The sequence below is a fragment of the Burkholderia sp. 10_S31 genome (assembly GCF_056930375.1).
Genome location: NZ_JBXOWK010000003.1, coordinates 844,587 through 861,709 on the forward strand (window position 1 = coordinate 844,587; position 17,123 = coordinate 861,709).

General features: G+C 65.3%; 17 protein-coding genes and 4 tRNA genes. 13 read left to right on the plus strand and 8 right to left on the minus strand.

Annotated elements, in window-relative coordinates; genetic code table 11:
• Positions 1 to 35 precede the first annotated feature (35 nt).
• From era to nagZ, 5 genes are all read left to right on the plus strand, one after another.
• Positions 36 to 935, plus strand: coding sequence for a GTPase Era (gene era / locus AC1Z3W_RS24025; RefSeq protein ID WP_041490532.1), 900 nt, complete (start codon positions 36 to 38; stop codon positions 933 to 935).
• The gene (recO, locus tag AC1Z3W_RS24030) at positions 922 to 1,761 is read left to right on the plus strand and encodes a DNA repair protein RecO (protein ID WP_014897645.1); all 840 of its coding nucleotides are present in this window, start codon (positions 922 to 924) and stop codon (positions 1,759 to 1,761) included. The genes era and recO overlap by 14 nt, the downstream gene beginning before the upstream one ends.
• Positions 1,758 to 2,534: a pyridoxine 5'-phosphate synthase gene (gene pdxJ / locus AC1Z3W_RS24035; protein WP_059816037.1), complete on the plus strand. Its 777-nt coding sequence runs from the start codon at positions 1,758 to 1,760 to the stop codon at positions 2,532 to 2,534. Before recO ends, pdxJ begins: the two co-directional genes overlap by 4 nt.
• A 69-nt stretch (positions 2,535 to 2,603) precedes the next feature.
• Complete coding sequence (acpS, locus tag AC1Z3W_RS24040; protein ID WP_057928042.1) at positions 2,604 to 3,038, plus strand: holo-ACP synthase; 435 nt, start codon at positions 2,604 to 2,606, stop codon at positions 3,036 to 3,038.
• A gap of 16 nt (positions 3,039 to 3,054) precedes the next feature.
• A complete protein-coding gene (gene nagZ, locus AC1Z3W_RS24045; RefSeq protein WP_057928041.1) occupies positions 3,055 to 4,083 on the plus strand; it encodes a beta-N-acetylhexosaminidase in 1,029 nt (342 codons plus the stop codon).
• 157 nt (positions 4,084 to 4,240) lie between these two features.
• Here nagZ and AC1Z3W_RS24050 read toward each other — a convergent pair whose 3' ends face one another.
• The 3 genes from AC1Z3W_RS24050 to earP form a co-directional block, all read right to left on the minus strand.
• Positions 4,241 to 5,626 carry a sigma-54-dependent transcriptional regulator gene (locus AC1Z3W_RS24050; RefSeq protein WP_124834857.1) on the minus strand — a complete coding sequence of 462 codons (1,386 nt, stop codon included), beginning with the start codon at positions 5,624 to 5,626 and terminating at the stop codon, positions 4,241 to 4,243.
• A gap of 271 nt (positions 5,627 to 5,897) precedes the next feature.
• A complete protein-coding gene (gene efp / locus AC1Z3W_RS24055; RefSeq protein WP_057928039.1) occupies positions 5,898 to 6,455 on the minus strand; it encodes an elongation factor P in 558 nt (185 codons plus the stop codon).
• 137 nt (positions 6,456 to 6,592) lie between these two features.
• Entirely contained in the window at positions 6,593 to 7,786 is a 1,194-nt protein-coding gene (gene earP, locus AC1Z3W_RS24060) for an elongation factor P maturation arginine rhamnosyltransferase EarP (protein ID WP_124834856.1), read from the minus strand.
• A gap of 76 nt (positions 7,787 to 7,862) precedes the next feature.
• On the opposite strand from earP, the gene uvrC reads away from it, so the two are divergent.
• The 6 genes from uvrC (at position 7,863) to AC1Z3W_RS24090 (ending at position 11,237) form a co-directional block, all read left to right on the plus strand.
• Positions 7,863 to 9,893, plus strand: a complete 2,031-nt coding sequence (gene uvrC, locus AC1Z3W_RS24065) for an excinuclease ABC subunit UvrC (protein ID WP_057928037.1) — start codon at positions 7,863 to 7,865, stop codon at positions 9,891 to 9,893.
• 107 nt (positions 9,894 to 10,000) lie between these two features.
• Positions 10,001 to 10,588 (plus strand): CDP-diacylglycerol--glycerol-3-phosphate 3-phosphatidyltransferase, encoded by a 588-nt coding sequence (pgsA, locus tag AC1Z3W_RS24070; RefSeq protein WP_006757520.1) that lies wholly within the window; start codon positions 10,001 to 10,003, stop codon positions 10,586 to 10,588.
• Between the two features lie 144 nt (positions 10,589 to 10,732).
• A tRNA-Gly gene (locus AC1Z3W_RS24075) sits at positions 10,733 to 10,808 on the plus strand.
• 52 nt (positions 10,809 to 10,860) lie between these two features.
• Positions 10,861 to 10,936, plus strand: a tRNA-Gly gene (locus AC1Z3W_RS24080).
• Between the two features lie 50 nt (positions 10,937 to 10,986).
• Positions 10,987 to 11,062 (plus strand) — tRNA-Gly (locus AC1Z3W_RS24085).
• 101 nt (positions 11,063 to 11,163) lie between these two features.
• Positions 11,164 to 11,237 (plus strand) — tRNA-Cys (locus AC1Z3W_RS24090).
• Positions 11,238 to 11,727: 490 nt separating this feature from the next.
• Here AC1Z3W_RS24090 and AC1Z3W_RS24095 read toward each other — a convergent pair.
• The 4 genes from AC1Z3W_RS24095 to AC1Z3W_RS24110 all read right to left on the minus strand — a co-directional run bounded on the left by AC1Z3W_RS24095 (position 11,728) and on the right by AC1Z3W_RS24110 (position 15,243).
• Positions 11,728 to 12,885 (minus strand): DUF4382 domain-containing protein, encoded by a 1,158-nt coding sequence (locus AC1Z3W_RS24095; RefSeq protein ID WP_057930220.1) that lies wholly within the window; start codon positions 12,883 to 12,885, stop codon positions 11,728 to 11,730.
• A gap of 379 nt (positions 12,886 to 13,264) precedes the next feature.
• On the minus strand, positions 13,265 to 13,753 hold the full coding sequence (locus tag AC1Z3W_RS24100) for a hypothetical protein (RefSeq protein WP_057930221.1): 489 nt from the start codon (positions 13,751 to 13,753) through the stop codon (positions 13,265 to 13,267).
• 288 nt (positions 13,754 to 14,041) lie between these two features.
• A complete protein-coding gene (locus AC1Z3W_RS24105) occupies positions 14,042 to 14,590 on the minus strand; it encodes a GNAT family N-acetyltransferase (protein WP_124834855.1) in 549 nt (182 codons plus the stop codon).
• Positions 14,587 to 15,243 (minus strand): helix-turn-helix domain-containing protein, encoded by a 657-nt coding sequence (locus AC1Z3W_RS24110; protein ID WP_057930223.1) that lies wholly within the window; start codon positions 15,241 to 15,243, stop codon positions 14,587 to 14,589. Before AC1Z3W_RS24110 ends, AC1Z3W_RS24105 begins: the two co-directional genes overlap by 4 nt.
• A 160-nt stretch (positions 15,244 to 15,403) precedes the next feature.
• Between AC1Z3W_RS24110 and AC1Z3W_RS24115 the strand changes: the two genes are divergently transcribed.
• Positions 15,404 to 15,640 (plus strand): ParD-like family protein, encoded by a 237-nt coding sequence (locus tag AC1Z3W_RS24115; RefSeq protein ID WP_057930224.1) that lies wholly within the window; start codon positions 15,404 to 15,406, stop codon positions 15,638 to 15,640.
• Positions 15,640 to 16,446 carry a type I methionyl aminopeptidase gene (map, locus tag AC1Z3W_RS24120; protein WP_057930225.1) on the plus strand — a complete coding sequence of 269 codons (807 nt, stop codon included), beginning with the start codon at positions 15,640 to 15,642 and terminating at the stop codon, positions 16,444 to 16,446. The genes AC1Z3W_RS24115 and map overlap by 1 nt, the downstream gene beginning before the upstream one ends.
• Positions 16,447 to 16,559: 113 nt before the next feature.
• On the opposite strand, the gene AC1Z3W_RS24125 is transcribed toward map, so the two are convergent.
• The gene (locus AC1Z3W_RS24125; protein ID WP_057930226.1) at positions 16,560 to 17,063 is read right to left on the minus strand and encodes a GAF domain-containing protein; all 504 of its coding nucleotides are present in this window, start codon (positions 17,061 to 17,063) and stop codon (positions 16,560 to 16,562) included.
• Positions 17,064 to 17,123 lie beyond the last annotated feature (60 nt).

The window sequence follows — 17,123 nt, forward strand, 5'->3', positions numbered from 1 at the left end:
CGCGCGGCCGGTTCTGAACCTGTCTCCCAAACGATATGAACACTCCCGCTCCTACCGGTTTCCGTTGCGGCATGATCGCGATCGTGGGCCGCCCGAACGTCGGCAAGTCGACGTTGATGAACGCACTCGTCGGCCAGAAGATCAGCATCACGTCGCGCAAGGCGCAAACGACCCGCCATCGCATCACCGGCATCAACACGTTCGACGACGCGCAATTCGTGTTCGTCGACACGCCGGGCTTCCAGACCCGTCACAGCACCGCGCTGAACCGCTCGCTGAACCGCGCGGTCACGTCGACGCTCACGTCGGTCGACGTGATCCTGTTCGTGATCGAGGCCGGCCGCTTCGGGCCCGACGACCAGAAGGTGCTCGACCTGATCCCGCCCGGCATGCCGACGCTGCTGATCGCGAACAAGATCGACCGCGTGGCCGACAAGGCGACGCTGTTCCCGTTCATGCAGCAGATGAGCGGGCTGCGCGAATTCACTGAGCTCGTGCCGCTGTCGGCGCAGCGGCCGGAAGACATCAAGCGCCTGCTGGACACGATCAAGCCATACCTGCCGGAAGGCGAGCCGATCTACGGCGAGGACGAGCTGACCGACCGCAGCTCGCGTTTCCTCGCGGCCGAAATCCTGCGCGAGAAGGTGTTCCGCTGGACCGGCGACGAACTGCCGTACACGAGCACCGTCCTGATCGACAAGTTCGAGGAGGAAGGGCGCCTGAAGCGCATCTTCGCGACGATCCTCGTCGAACGCGATTCGCACAAGGCGATGGTGATCGGCAAGAAGGGCGAGAAGCTCAAGCAGATCAGCACCGAGGCGCGGATGGATATGGAGAAGCTGTTCGACGGCCCCGTGTACCTCGAGACCTTCGTGAAGGTGAAGAGCGGCTGGGCCGACAACGAGGCGGGGCTGCGCGCCTATGGGTACGAATGACGCGCTGACGTCGACCGAAGACGCGGTGACCGCCGGCGCGAACGACGCGCCGCTGCCGGCACCGCCCGAACCGCCGCGTCGCAAGGCGCGGCGCGCGACGTCTCGCACGTCCGATTTCCGCGTCGCCGAGCAGCCGGCGTTCGTGCTGCACAGCTATCCGTACCGGGAAACGAGCCTGATCATCGACGTGCTCACGCGCGATCACGGCCGCCTCGCGCTCGTCGCGAAGGGCGCGAAGCGCCCGCACTCCGCGCTGCGCGGCGTGCTGCAGACGTTCCAGCCGCTGCTGCTGTCCTGGTCGGGCAAATCCGAAGTACGCACGCTGACGGGCGCCGAGTGGGTCGGCGGGATGCTGCCGCTCGGCGGCGACGGGCTGCTGTGCGGCTTCTACGCGAACGAGCTGCTCGTGAAATTCTGCGCGCGCGAGGATCCCCAGCCGCCGCTTTTCAATCATTACGTGCTGACCCTCACGCGTCTCGCGCACGGCGAACCCGCGGTGCAGGTGCTGCGCTCGTTCGAGCGCGTGCTGCTGCGCGAGACCGGCTATGCGATGGCGCTGAATCGCACGGTCGCGCGCCGCGCGGTCGAACCCGACCGCCGCTACGTGTTCGATCCCGAGCGCGGCGTGCGCAATGCGGACGACGACGTGCCGTCGCACTGGCCGGTGATTACCGGACAGACGTTGCTCGACATGGAGCAGGACGATTACCATCGAGCCCAGACGGTTGCGCAAAGCAAGACGCTGATGCGCTTCTTGCTGAACACCTATCTCGGCGGTACGCCGCTTGCCACGCGTCAGATCCTGATCGACCTGCAAAACCTATGAGCTTCTTCCTGACAACGCCCACCGCCATCGACCTCGGCGTGAACATCGACCACGTCGCGACGCTGCGCAACGCGCGCGGCACGACCTATCCCGATCCGATCCGCGCGGCGCTCGCCGCCGAAGAGGCCGGTGCGGACGCGATCACGCTGCACCTGCGCGAGGACCGTCGTCACATCGTCGACGCCGACGTGCGCAAGCTGCGCCCGCTGCTGAAGACGCGCATGAACCTCGAATGCGCGGTGACGGCCGAGATGCTCGACATCGCGTGCGAAGTGCGTCCGCACGACGCGTGCCTCGTGCCCGAGAAGCGCGAGGAGCTGACGACCGAAGGCGGCCTCGACGTCGCCGGCCGCTTCGAAGCCGTGCGTGCGGCCTGCAAGCAGCTCGCCGACGCCGGCGTGCGCGTATCGCTGTTCATCGATCCGGACGAAACGCAGATCCGCGCCGCGCACGAAGCAGGCGCGCCGGTGGTCGAGCTGCATACCGGCCGTTATGCCGACGCGCACGACGAAGTCGAGCAGCAGCGCGAATACGAGCGCATCGTCGCGGGTGTGCAGGCCGGTGCGCAACTGGGCCTGAAGGTCAACGCCGGTCACGGCCTGCATTACACGAACGTGCAGCAGATCGCCGCGATCGACGGCATCGTCGAACTGAACATCGGCCATGCGATCGTCGCGCACGCGATCTTCGCGGGCTGGGACAACGCAGTGCGCGAGATGAAGGCGATCATGGTCGCCGCGCGTGTCGCCGCGCTGCACGGTGGTGCGCGCTGACGATGCATTCCGTGCGCGCGCGCTTATCTCGCCACCCGGCGTCGTCCGCATTTCACGGCGGGCGCTGACGTGGCGATCTACGGCATCGGCACCGACATCGTCCAGGTGAGCCGTATCGCCGCTGTGCTCGAGCGCACGGGCGGCCGGTTTGCCGAGAAGGTGCTGGGCCCCGACGAGCTGCGCGTGTTCCACGCACGCCGCGCGCGCTCCGAGGCGCGCGGCATCGCGTTTCTCGCGACGCGTTTTTCCGCGAAGGAAGCGTTCTCGAAGGCGATCGGGCTCGGCATGCATTGGCCGATGACCTGGCGCGCGCTGCAGACCCTCAACCAGCCCAGCGGCGAACCGTACGTCGTCGCGTCGGGCGAGCTGGCCGACTGGCTTGCCGCACGCGGTATCACGGCACGCGTGACGGTCAGCGACGAACGTGACTACGCGGTGTCGTTCGTGGTCGCCGAGACCGACGCCGCGCCGCCGCCTGCACCTGTTTCCCGAACCACTTCCTGACGGACTTCCCGATTCGATGAAAACGACTCCCGGCCCGGTCATGCTCGACGTCGTCGGCACGGCCCTGTCGCGCGACGATGCGCGGCGCCTTGCGCATCCGAACACCGGCGGCGTGATCCTGTTCGCGCGGCATTTCCAGAACCGCGCGCAGTTGACCGCGCTGACCGATTCGATTCGCGCGGTGCGCGAGGACATCCTGATCGCCGTCGATCACGAAGGCGGGCGCGTGCAGCGATTCCGCACCGACGGTTTCACGGTGCTGCCCGCGATGCGCCGCCTCGGCGAACTGTGGGATCGCGACGTGCTGCTCGCGACGAAGGTCGCGACCGCGGTTGGCTACATCCTGGCTGCCGAGTTGCGCGCATGCGGGATCGACATGAGCTTCACGCCGGTGCTCGACCTCGACTATGGGCACTCGAAGGTGATCGGCGATCGCGCGTTCCATCGCGACCCGCGCGTCGTCACGCTGCTCGCGAAGAGCCTGAACCACGGGTTGTCGCTCGCCGGCATGGCGAACTGCGGCAAGCATTTCCCGGGGCACGGCTTCGCAGAGGCCGATTCGCACGTCGCACTGCCGACTGACGACCGGACGCTCGACGCGATTCTCAAGCAGGACGTCGCGCCGTACGACTGGCTGGGCCTGTCGCTGTCCGCGGTGATCCCCGCGCACGTGATCTACACGCAGGTCGACAAGCGGCCGGCCGGCTTCTCGCGCGTATGGCTGCAGGACATCCTGCGCGGGCAGTTGGGCTTCACGGGTGCGATCTTCAGCGACGACCTGTCGATGGAGGCGGCGCGCGAAGGCGGCACGCTCACGCAGGCGGCCGATGCAGCGCTCGCAGCCGGCTGCGACATGGTGCTCGTGTGCAACCAGCCGGACGCGGCCGAGGTCGTGCTGAACGGGCTGAAGGCGCAGATGTCGGCCGAGTCGGTGCGGCGCATCAAGCGGATGCGGGCGCGCGGCAAGGCGCTCAAGTGGGACAAGCTGATCGTGCAGCCCGAGTATCTGCAGGCGCAGGCGCTGTTGAGCAGCGCACTGGCGTAAGCGGAGAAGGGCGGCGCGATGCCGCTCTCCCGTCGTCGAAAACAAGAAAGCCGCGCTTTTGCGCGGCTTTTCTCATTGGGACGTAAAGCGCGGGGCGACACGCATTTACGCAACTAACCGTCAGCCCCAGCCAGCGCCTCGGACAACGGCGGTCCGGTCAGTTGACCTTCATCCGCTGCAACTTGTTGTACAGCGTCTTGGGGCTGATACCGAGCAGCGTCGCCGCGCGATGGCGCGTGCCGCCGACCGCGTCAAGCGTCGCGCGGATCAGCAGATCCTCGACATCGGACAGCGGGGTGCCGACCTTGATCTGCACGCTGCTGCCGTTCAGCGCGGCACCGGCCGCGAAGCTCGCTTCGCCCGCGCGCAGCGTCTCGATGAAATCGCCGGACGCGTCATAGGCGAAGCGCACGCGCTCCTGCAGTTCGCGCACGTTGCCGGGCCATTCGTAGGACAGGCATTCGCGTACGAAGCCCGGCGCCGCGCGCTTGTCGGTCGTGCTGCGGCCGGTGGCGCGCGCTTCGCGGTTCAGTTCGTCGATCAGTGCGTCCGCGATGGCAAGCGCATCGCCGTCGCGCTCGCGCAGCGGCGGCATCGTGATCGATGCCGCATCGAGACGCAGCCACAGGTCCTCGCGCAACGTGCCGTTCGCGACCGCCTCGCGGGCCGGGCGGCGCGTGGTCGCGATCAGCCGGAAGTCGCTCGCGATCGAGCTCGTGCCGCCGATCCGCATAAAGTTCTGCGAGTCGAGCGCATGCAGCAGCGCCTCCTGCAGCACGAGCGGCAGTGCAGTGATCTCGTCGAGGAACAGCGTGCCGCCGCCGGCCTGTTCGAACAGGCCCGATTCGCGCCGCTCGGCGCCGTCGAATGCGCCGCGCTCATGGCCGAACAGCACGCTGTCGAGCGACGCGCCGTGGCGGCCGGCCTGCGTGATCGTGCGGCAGTCGAACGACACGAACGGCCCCTTGCGGCGCCGGCTCAGGTCGTGCAGCGTGCGCGCGGCCAGCTTCTTGCCGGTACCGGCTTCGCCCGCGAACAGCACGGCCGTTTCGGTGCCTGCGTTGTGTTCGATCATGTCGTACACGTGCTGCATTGCCTCGCTGCGGCCGACCAGCGCGCCGAAGCGGCCGAGGTGGCGCAGCGACGCGCGCAGCGTGCGCACTTCGTCGATCAGTTCGTAGGGCCGCGGAATCCGGGCCAGCAGGCTGCGCAGGCGCGGAATGTTGATCGGCTTCAGCAGGTAGTCCCAGATGCCGTGACGTAGGCCTTCGATCGCGCTCTCGACCGTCGCGTTGCCCGTCAGCACGATCACCGGCAACGAGCCGTTCGGCTGCTGCTGCGGCAGATGCTGGAGCAGGTCGAACCCGCTGCCGTCCGGCAGGTTCAGGTCGACGAGGACGACATCGGGAATCGAGCGGCCGAGCGCCGTGCGTGCCTCGGCGAGCGACGTGGCCGTGTCGACCGAGAAGCCGTCTGCTGCGAGCAGCGCGGTCAGGCCGGACAGACTGTTGGGATCGTCTTCGACAATCAGGGCGTGTGGCATGGTGGACGCGAGTCGAGTCAAGAGAGGCGGGCTGTCGGCCATCGAGCCGGCCGCAGCCGCATGTCAGATTAAAAACTGATTTTATGCCCCGCTGAACGCCTGACGTGCATTATTTCTCTGTCGCTATAAAACAGTTACCGATGATACAAATTGAATACCTTTAGTGCTGGATTTTGTGTTGCCCATGGTGGCGACGTGCCGGAGCTGTTGACGGCAGGCAAACAAAAAGCGCCCCGAAGGGCGCTTTGTTCGATACGGAAATCGCAGGCGATTACGCGCGGCTGCGGTATTCGTTCGTACGCGTATCGATTTCGATCTTGTCGCCGGTGTTGCAGAAGAGCGGCACTTGCAGTTCGAAGCCCGTTGCGAGCTTGGCGTTCTTCAGCACCTTGCCCGACGACGTGTCGCCCTTGACGGCCGGTTCCGTGTAGGTGATCTCGCGAACCAGGACCGTCGGCAGTTCGACCGAAATCGCCTTCTCGTTGTAGAACACGACTTCGCAAGCCATGCCGTCTTCGAGGTAGTTCAGCGCTTCGCCCATCATTTCCGCTTCGACTTCGAACTGGTTGTAGTCGGCGTCCATGAACACGTACATCGGATCGGCGAAGTACGAGTACGTCACTTCCTTGCGGTCGAGCACGACGACGTCGAACTTGTCGTCAGCCTTGTAGACCGATTCCTGGCCCGCGTTCGTCAGCAGGTTCTTCATCTTCATCTTGACGACGGCGGAGTTACGGCCCGACTTGTTGTATTCGGCCTTGGCGATGACCCATGCGTCGCTGCCGATCTGCACGACGTTGCCTACGCGGAGTTCCTGTGCGGTCTTCATAAAAACTGTCCTGATCCAATCAAATAAATAGGTGCCTGAGCGTTGCACAACGGCTGACGGCGCAAGCGGGGGGCGTTCCGGTGGGCGCCAAGAACCCCAAACGCGAGCGCTTGCGTGGTCAGCCGTCGGATAACCGCTTATTTTAACTGAGATTTTGCGTATTCCGCCAGCTTTCCGGCGAGATCGCCGACGCTCGCCAGGGCGTCGGCCCAGCGGGCTGCGTTGGCGTCCAGTGCGGCGCGATGTTGCAGCAGATCGGCCCAGTCCGGCGTGCCGGCGCCGTTCCACGCATGCCAGAAGCGTTCGAGCGCCGCGCGCGGCGCGTCGGCGAGGCCGGCCGACAGGTGCGCGAGCGCGGCGTCGAGCTTCGGCAGGTGCGCGTCGTCGGCTTGCGGATAGATGTGCCATACGAACGGCCTGCGCGCCCATTGCGCGCGGACGAACGAGTCCTCGCCACGCACGAAATTGACGTCGGCCACCCACAGCAGCGGGTCGTAGTCGGCCTGCGGGACGAACGCGAGCCCGTACGCAGTCAGGTTGCCGCTCTGCGCGCGCGCGCCGGCGCCGAATGATTCGACCCCGAAAAAATGCGCGATGGCCGGAGATACGCGGCCGACGGGCACGAGCGCGACGACGGGCGACGGGCTGTCGCGCCACTGCGCGAGCAACGCGTCGACGGCCGGATTTTCATATGCGAACAGGCTGACGACCGTCGTGCCGGGCGCTGGCGGCGCGTCGCCGGTCGCGTGCCGCCACCATGCGGCACGCGTCGCCGCGTCGGCTTCGAAGGCCGTGCGGCGCGCGTCGAGATCGCGCTCCTTCAGCACGCCGCCCGTGCCGGCCGACAATCCCGGGAAGAAGAACGTCTTCAGCAACGAGTAGCGCGGATGCGGCGATGGTCGCAAATGGAAATCGGCGACCCAGTCCTCGGCGCTCAGGTATTCGAGATTGATCCACACGGGGCGGCGCGCGCGGCGCGCCATCGCCGCGAGATACGCGCCGGGCAACTCGCAAGCGAATGCCTCGATCACGACGTCGGCGATCTCCAGTGCGTCGCCGACTTCCGCATGCCAGTGCTCGACCACGATACCGTCGAGCATCTGCCGCCCGGCATCGGGATCGACCCCCGGCAGCAGCCGTGCGAACGTGCGCAGATCGTCGATGAACAGGCGCACCTGCCAGCCGTGCTCGTGCGCGAGCTGGCGGGCGAGGCGCCAGCACACGCCGATGTCGCCGAAGTTGTCGATCACGGTGCAGAAGAGGTCGCACGCGATCGGTTCGTCGGGCGCGAGCGGCGAAGTGGAGGCGGGGGCGGGTGCGGTGCGGGACATCGAAGCGGGCCGGTGAATGCTCTAAACTGGCGATTCTAATGGACCCGTTCCGCGCCACAAGGCACCCGGATCACGCATGACATCCCCAGAAGCCGCCGACACCCCGTTCGAACCGAAGAAGATCCTCGCGCAATTGCCGCACATGCCGGGCGTCTACCGCTACTACGACACGGCGGGCGCCGTGCTTTACGTCGGCAAGGCGCGCGACCTGAAGAAGCGCGTATCGAGCTATTTCACGAAGACGCAGCTGTCGCCGCGCATCGCGATGATGGTCACGCGCATCGCGCGCATCGAGACGACCGTCACGCGCTCGGAGGCAGAGGCGCTGCTGCTCGAGAACAACCTGATCAAGGCGCTCGCGCCGCGCTACAACATCCTGTTTCGCGACGACAAGTCGTATCCGTACCTGAAGCTCACCGCGCATCGCTTTCCGCGCATGGCTTACTACCGCGGCTCGGTCGACAAGCAGAACCAGTATTTCGGGCCGTTCCCGAGCGCGTGGGCCGTGCGCGAGAGCATCCAGATCCTGCAGCGCGTATTCCAGCTGCGCACCTGCGAGGATTCGGTCTTCAACAACCGCACGCGGCCGTGCCTGCTGCATCAGATCGGCCGGTGCACGGCGCCGTGCGTCGGCGCGATTTCCGAGGACGACTACGCGATCGACGTGTCGAATGCCGCGCGCTTCCTGCTCGGCCGGCAGTCGGAAGTGATGAAGGAGCTCGAGCAGAAGATGCATGCGTTCGCGGCCGAGCTGAAGTTCGAGCAGGCGGCCGCCGTGCGCAACCAGATGAGCTCGCTCGCGACGGTGCTGCACCAGCAGGCGATCGAGGTCGGCAGCGACAGCGACGTCGACATCCTCGCGGTGGTCGCGCAGGGCGGACGCGTGTGCGTGAACCTGGCGATGGTGCGCGGCGGCCGGCATCTTGGCGACAAGGCCTATTTCCCGACGCATGTCGAAAGTGCGCTGACGCTTGCCGAAGGCGGGCTCGGTGACGAGGCCGAGGCAGCGGACGGTACGGATGAAGCGGCTGCGGCGTTGCCCGATCAGCCCGCGGAAGATGCTACCGCCGCGCGTGGCGCGGGGGCGTCGGTGGAGGCCGAGGTGCTCGATGCGTTTATCGCGCAGCACTATCTCGGCAATCGCGTGCCGCCCGTGCTGGTCGTGAGCCATGCGCCCGCGAGCCGCGACCTGCTCGAGTTGCTGTCCGAGCAGGCCGGTCACAAGGTATCGCTGGTGCGGCAGCCGCAGGGGCAGCGGCGCGCATGGCTGTCGATGGCCGAACAGAATGCACGGCTCGCGCTCGCACGGCTGTTGTCCGAGCAGGGCTCGCAGCAGGCGCGCACGCGCGCGCTCGCGGAGACGCTCAGCTTCGAATGCGACGATCTCGCGACGCTGCGGATCGAGTGTTTCGACATCAGCCACACGATGGGCGAGGCGACGCAGGCGTCGTGCGTCGTCTACCACCATCACAAGATGCAGTCGGGCGACTACCGTCGCTACAACATCACCGGCATTACGCCGGGCGACGACTACGCGGCGATGCGGCAGGTGCTCACGCGCCGCTACGAGAAGATGGTCGAGCAGGCCGCGCAGGCGGCGGCCGCCGACGACGCGGCCGGCATCGACGGCGAATCGACGCGCCAGGCCGAGGCGTCGAGCCTGCTGCCGAACATCGTGCTGATCGACGGCGGCAAGGGACAGGTCGAGATCGCGCGGCAGGTGTTCACCGAGCTCGGGCTCGACACGTCGATGCTGGTTGGCGTTGCGAAGGGCGAGGGGCGCAAGGTCGGCCTCGAGACGCTCGTGTTCGCGGACGGCCGCACGCCGCTCGAACTCGGCAAGGAGAGCGCCGCGCTGATGCTCGTCGCACAGATTCGCGACGAGGCGCACCGCTTCGCGATCACCGGGATGCGCGCGAAGCGGGCGAAGGCCCGCCAGACGTCGCGACTCGAGGAGCTCGAAGGGGTCGGCGCGAAACGTCGTCAGCGGCTGCTCGCGCGGTTCGGCGGGTTGCGCGGGGTGGTTGCCGCGAGCGTCGAGGAACTGGCGAGCGTCGACGGCATCTCGCATGCGCTCGCCGAGCAGATCTACAAGCAGCTTCACTGATGCGGCCGTGCGGCCGGCTGCGCCTGAGCGTGTTCTTGCATTCTCGCGTTCTTGTGGCAGGCCGGTCGACACGGCACAATTGCGAATCCTTTACTGACCCGCATGCCATGCCGTTCAATTTCCCGATTTTCCTGACGTGGGTACGGATCGTGCTGATTCCGCTCGTCGTCGGCGTGTTCTATCTGCCGGACACGGTGATGGGCGGCGCGCACCGCAACCTCGCGGCGGCGGCGATCTTCATCCTCGCCGCGCTGACCGACTGGTTCGACGGGTTTCTCGCACGCAAGTGGAACCAGACGTCGTCGTTCGGCGCATTCCTCGATCCGGTCGCGGACAAGCTGATGGTGACGGCCGCGCTGTTGATCCTCGTGCAGATTTCGCGGGTCGATGCGGCGATCGCGCTGGTGATCGTCGGTCGCGAGATCGCGATTTCCGCACTGCGCGAATGGATGGCACAGATCGGCGCGTCGAAGAGCGTCGCGGTGAACCAGCTCGGCAAGTTCAAGACCGCATGCCAGATGGTCGCGATCCCGATGCTGCTGTACTACGGCCCGCTACCGCTCGGCATCGCGACGATCGACACGCGCGTGTGGGGCGAGTGGCTGATGTATCTCGCGGCGGTGCTGACGATCTGGTCGATGCTGTACTACATGAAGCTCGCATGGCCGCAGATCCGCGAGCGCGGCGGCGCATGACCGGCACCCCCAGTCGATCGCGCAGGTTTTTTGGAAAAAGGGCTGGAAAAGCCCTTGACATACGAATGTGCCTTCGACATAATCTCGCTTCTCCGCTGCACGGCGAAGTAAGTGTGTGACGGGGAAGCAGTAGCGCAGCAATACGCGGGAGTAGCTCAGTTGGTAGAGCGCAACCTTGCCAAGGTTGAGGTCGCGAGTTCGAGACTCGTCTCCCGCTCCAGATTTTTCTGGCAGCGTGTTGTACGGCAAAGCGCTGCAGATGCAGGACATATGCGGGAGTAGCTCAGTTGGTAGAGCGCAACCTTGCCAAGGTTGAGGTCGCGAGTTCGAGACTCGTCTCCCGCTCCAGATTTTCTGGCAGCGTGTTGTACGGCAAAGCGCTGCAGGTGCAGGACAATGCGGGAGTAGCTCAGTTGGTAGAGCGCAACCTTGCCAAGGTTGAGGTCGCGAGTTCGAGACTCGTCTCCCGCTCCAAGTAATGGGGAAGCCACGCTTCCCTTTTTATTTGATGGACTGATGGTCCTCGAATAAAAAATCTGTCGCTTGCCTTCATGGCATCCGGACAGTCCGCTTTTGGCGCGATAGCAAAGCGGTTATGCAGCGGCCTGCAAAGCCGTTTAGGCCGGTTCGACTCCGGCTCGCGCCTCCAGCAAGAAAAGAAAAGCCCCGCTTCGGCGGGGCTTTTTTTTCGCACGTTTCCAATGCTGGAAATGCGTCTCCTGAAGTGGTAGCAAGTCGCCTCTACCCAACCCAAAAGCCAATGCCGACCACCCATAGATCGGTAAATTGGCAATCGAGCTGTAATGAACGAGCGTCCAATTGTCATCCGCATGGCACATTCCATCGGCAGTGGGACGGACGCGTTTCAGCGGGCTGACGCGGATGAAAAAAGCCCGCTGTTCGCGGGCCTCGTGTACTCAGCAATTACCTTTCTTCGCCTGTCCGGGCGGGCAGAATCCGTTGCCTGGGCCCCCCCGCGGTGCGACGACGATCGGCGCACCCGGAACGTATGCGACGCACCCACTCAGCGCGCCGACCACGCTCGCCGCGGCGAGCAATGCGATAACCCCTTTCTTCACTTCGTTCTCCCGTTATTGAGGAAAGGGCCTCGCGGCCCTTTCGATGATGCTGACGACGCGTCAGAAACTGAAATTGACGTTCGACTGGCTGGTCGTTGCATTGACGTTCGTCGATTGCGTTGCGCCCGACGCTGCGTCAGCCTCGATCGTATATTGTGCCGCGGCGGCCGGCGAGGCAGCCAGGGCGACCGGCAGCGAGCCCGAGTAAGTGCCGACGATCGGCGCGGCAGTGGGCACGTTGAGCGCATACGCACCCGTATCCATGTTCGCGTTGATCGACGTGATCTCGTACGCATTGGCATCGACGGTCTGCAATGCGCGCACGAACGCATCGGCGCTTGCGGTTACCGTGCCGCTGACCGTGCTCATCGTCGAGGCCGGCAGCGTGATCGGGGTGTTCGATGCCGAGACCGCCGTGGTTGTGTTCACCACGACCGGGACCGAGCGCACGATACCCGACGCGAAATTGTTCTGCACGATTACGACGTCGTAGTTACCTTGCGTCGAGCTCTGGATCAGCGGCGACAGCACGAACTTCCCGGTGCTGTCGGCAACCGTGCCGCGGACCACCTTGCCACCTTGTTCCGCATACACCGTCGCGCCGGCTTCGGCTGATGCGACATAGCCGGAGATCGCGCCGCTCACGACGGTCGGGATCGCGGTGACGACCGGCTTCAGCGCAAACGTGCCGTTGCCGCGCTGGACGATCGACTTGCACGCGTTGAAGTCGAGCACGAGGTCGACGAGCGTGTTCGGTTGAACCGTGAAGGGCTGGATGATCTTGTAGCCGCTTTGCGTCGCGCTCGGTGTCGCGAGCGCCTGTTCCGTGCCGCCCGTCGGGACGACGGAGTTCGCGAGGTTGTTGCCCTGGTTCGGCGCGAGAACGAGTCGGACTTGCTGATACTGGCCAGCCGGCAGTGCGGTCTGGCCGATATCGGCGAGCACGCCGTTGGTGAGTGACAGCAGATCGATCTTTTGCGGTGTCGCCAGCGTAATCGTCGACCAGCCGGCATCGTTATCGGAAGCATTCGCATTCCCGTTGACGCGAACCTGCGAGACGGTCACGTAGACGTGGTCGAACCCGCATGAAGGCGCATCCGTCATTGCGACATGCAGCGTGCCGGTCTGCACGCTGCCGCCGTCATCGCCGCCGCCGCAACCCGCGAGAACGAACGGCACGAATGCGGCGCAAAGGACGCTCTTGATTATGTTATTCATATGTCACCCCCTGTGGGTGTTATTGTGGGTGACGGAAGAATAGTGGTACTCCGGTTGATTATTTGGGTATGTTTGAAACGAACGGTAACATTTCGTTCGATTGGTAAGTTCTTATCGGGATTGATGCTGATCAGGAGCGAACCAGGCATACGGTGAGCACAATTGTTTCGTGCGAGTCTTGTGACGCCGAACGCACCGATCCGGTCGTCGGCATCCAGTTCGAGTTTGAAAACCGTTTGCGCGATAGCGGCGTTGAAGCCGCGTCGATCCGCCGTGACGGTGAAGCCTGGGGATGCGCAGGCTCGTCTCCATGCAAGAAGGGAAAGCCCCGCTTCCGCGGGGTTTTCCCTTCTTCCGCGCTTCATCGGCGCGTCCCGTCCTATTCCGCCGGATATGTCAATGTCACCAGTTCGCACTTCGACGTGCTCTTGCCGTCGTAGTCGTAAATCGCGAGCAGATGCTGGCCCTTGCTGTTCACGATCGGCAGCGTGATTGCCCGGCGATTCGGGTTGTTGCCGCCGGCCGGTTCGTCGGAGCTCTGCTTGCGGATTTCGGACTCGAGGTCCGACGGCGTGTTGATGCCGTTCTCCGGACCGCGGCTGCGCACCCGGCTGTAGAAGTGAAAACCGTTGTCGGTCCAGCCGCGCGGCAGCATGTTGCGCCACTGGTTGTTGGTGACTTCCCTCCACAGCAGATCGGTGTTGCCGCTCAACGTAAACGGCGTCGGACACGCGCCGGCCGCGAACGCTTGTCCGCAGAAAAGCGGGATGGCGGCAAGCGACCACGCAACGCATCGGGCCGCGCGTCGCGCGAGGCCGGCGTCGTGTCGCGTTCGGGGATGGTGCGGCAGGGCATGGGGCGTTTTCATACGGCATCCTCCAAGTGATGGATCGGGATGCGACCGCACTGCGGCCGCTGGGGAATACCGTATCGCTGCCGTTCTCACGCAAGAATGCGGCGAACGTCACACGCGTCGTCACGGGGCGAAGGTGCGGGGCCGGGGCCCGGGATGTGTATGGAAAGCCTGAAGGTGTGGCGACAGCGCGGTGCGATGGCTTGATCGCGCGTTGTCGCGGCGAGGGCGGTGATGGTAGCGGCGCGGGCCGTATGCATTGCCCGCGTCGCCGTGAGCGCGCCGAACGTTCAGCGATCCCGGTCAGCCATCGACCGGCTGCGCGGGCGTGTCGAGCCTGAGCTGATAGAACGCCGCATCGAGCCAGCGGCCGAACTTGAATCCCGCTTCGGTGATCGTGCCCGAGTGCACGAAACCGAGGCGCGTATGCAGCGCGACGCTGCCGCCGTTGGTCGCGTCGATACAGCCGACCAGCACGTGCACGTCAGCTTCGCGCGCGCGCCGGATCAGTTCGCGCAGCAGCAGTTCGCCGAGCCCGCGGCCGCGATGGTCGCGGTGGACGTAGACGCTGTGCTCGACCGTGTACTTGAACGCCGGAAACGCGCGGAACGTGCCCCAGCTCGCGAAACCGACCAGCGTGCCCGATTCATCGACTGCGCCGACGATCGGAAAACCGGCGGCGCGCTTCGTCGCGAACCACGTGACCATCGCTTCCGGCGGGCGCGGCTGATAGTCGTAGAGCGCGGTCGAGTTCACGATCGCATCGTTCAGGATCTCGAGGATGGCCACGGCATGCTCGGCCTCGCTGCAATCGATCAGGCGCACGTCGTCGCGCTGTTTCGGGGAATTCATATGGGCTCCTGCGCCGGTCGGCTTTGAACGGATGACACACTCCGCGCGCCGGTGGCTGAGACATCGCAGATCGCGACGACATAGCGCGCGGCCTGCGACGACGGGTTGCTGAAAATCAGCGGCTGATCGACGCGCATCGCCAGACAGTCGCCTGCGTGAAGTTCGTGAAGCTGGTCGCCGAACGTGACGTCGACACGTCCATGAATGACCCACACCTGTTGATGCAGTGCGCTTTCGCGCCCGCCGGAGTCGTACGCGACGCGCGCGCCGGGCGGGAAATCGACCTCGACGAGCTGGATCGGCGACGGCCAGCCGGGCGGCGACAGATTGCGCCGCACGTAACCTGACGCCGGATCGCGCCATTCCGTCTGTTGCGCGCGCCGTACCAGCGGGTGCGCGGATGCGTCGTCGCGATCGCCGCCGAACAACCCGGCCAGCGACACGCCGAGACCGGCCGCGAGCTTGTCGAGCACGACGGCCGTCGGGCTCGCCGCCGCACGCTCGATCAGCGAGATCATCGAACGGCTGACGCCGGAACGCGCGGCGAGGGCATCGAGCGTGTAGCCTCGTAGCGTTCGCAAGTCGCGCACGCGCCGGGCGATGCGTTCGTTGATGCCGGTGTCGTCGGCGGGGGGCTGGGTTGATTCTTGCATGATGGATTTATTTTCCAGCAAACTGGAATTTGAAGTCAACGAGATTTCAGCGGGATGCTGGCTGTCTCGGATCGGCGATTCGCTCGCGGCCGAGCGCTTGCCCGGCAGCGGGGTCAAGCGTAATATACAAAACGACTACATTTCGTTTAATTAGAGACATATGGGAATCATCAAGATATCCGAGCACATGCACGAACGGTTGCGCTCGACCAGTACCGCGCTGAGCCGTTCGATCAATGCGCAGGCAGAACACTGGCTGCGCGTCGGGATGCTGTCGGAACTCAATCCGTCGCTGTCCTACGGCGATATCTGCCGGATGCTGATCGAGATCGAAGCGCGCGGCGGCGATACGGGTCCGACGGAGTCGGTGGCTCACGGCATCGAGCAGGTGGCGTAATGGCGAAGCGCGAAATCCCGATCCGCGGCGCCGCGGAAATCGCCAAGTCGCGCGAGGCTGCGAAGCTCGCGTCCCAGGTGCTGACGATGATCACCGAGCACGTGAAGCCGGGTGTCACCACTGACGAACTGGACGCGCGCTGCCGCGAATACATCGTCGACGTGCTCGGCGCGATCCCGGCGAACATCGGCTACCACGGTTATCCGAAAACCCTGTGCACGTCGGTCAACCACGTGGTCTGTCACGGCATTCCGTCGTCGCGGCCGATGCGTGACGGCGACATCGTGAATCTCGATATCGCGGTGATCAAGGACGGCTGGTTCGGCGACACGAGCCGCATGTACTTCGTCGGCGAGCCGGGCGAACTGGCGCGGCGCCTCGTCGCGACGACCTATGAGGCGATGCATGCGGGCATCCGCGCGGTTCGTCCGGGCGCGACGCTCGGCGATGTCGGCTATGCGATCCAGCAGGTCGCGCATCGCGAAGGGTTCAGCGTGGTCCGCGAGTACTGCGGGCACGGGATCGGTGACGTGTACCACGACGAGCCGCAGGTGCTGCACTATGGCCGTCCGGGCACCGGCGTGCCGCTGCGGCCGGGGATGATCTTCACGATCGAGCCGATGCTGAATGCGGGCAAGCGCGATACGCGTGTGCTGGCGGACGGCTGGACGGTCGTCACGAAGGATCACTCGCTGTCCGCGCAATGGGAGCACATGGTCGTGGTGACGGAGCAGGGCTTCGAGATCCTGTCGGACGACGTGACGCCGCCGGCGTTCGCGGCGCTTTCCGGTACGCACGCGGCCTGACGCGCGGCGGTCAACGAAAACGGGCCCCGTCGCGGGGCCCGTGTCATTTGCAGTCGCGCGGCGCGATCAGGAGGCGGCCGTCTCTACCGCCGCGACCGGCAGCGCAACGCTGCTCAACCGCGTGCCTTCTGCCACGCGTGTTCGACGAACACGCGGCACAGCGCTTCCATCCCGTTGCGGTCCTCGTCGTCGAAACGCGCCGCGACGGGGCTGTCGACGTCCCACACGCCGATCAGCGTGCCGTCGGCGGCCACCAGCGGCACGACGATTTCCGATTCCGACGCGGCATCGCAGGCGATATGGCCGGGGAATTCATGCACGTCGCGCACGACCTGCGTCTCGCGCGTCTGCGCGGCCGTGCCGCACACGCCCTTGCCGAGCGCGATCCGCACGCACGCGGGCTTGCCCTGGAACGGGCCGACCACGAGTTCCGATCCGTCAAAGAAATAGAAGCCGGCCCAGTTCAGGCGGTCGAGCGAGTGATAGACGAGCGCGGCGAAGTTCGCGGCGTTCGCGGTCAGGTCGCGTTCCGATTCGACGAGCGCGCGCGCCTGCTCGACGAGCGTCGCATAGTGTTCGGCCTTGGAGGCGTGAGGGTCGTTGGACAGCGTGAACATGGCTGAAATGCGATAAGGGTGGTGAACGGCGGGTTGTGAAAAGCGCGATGCGCGTCTCGC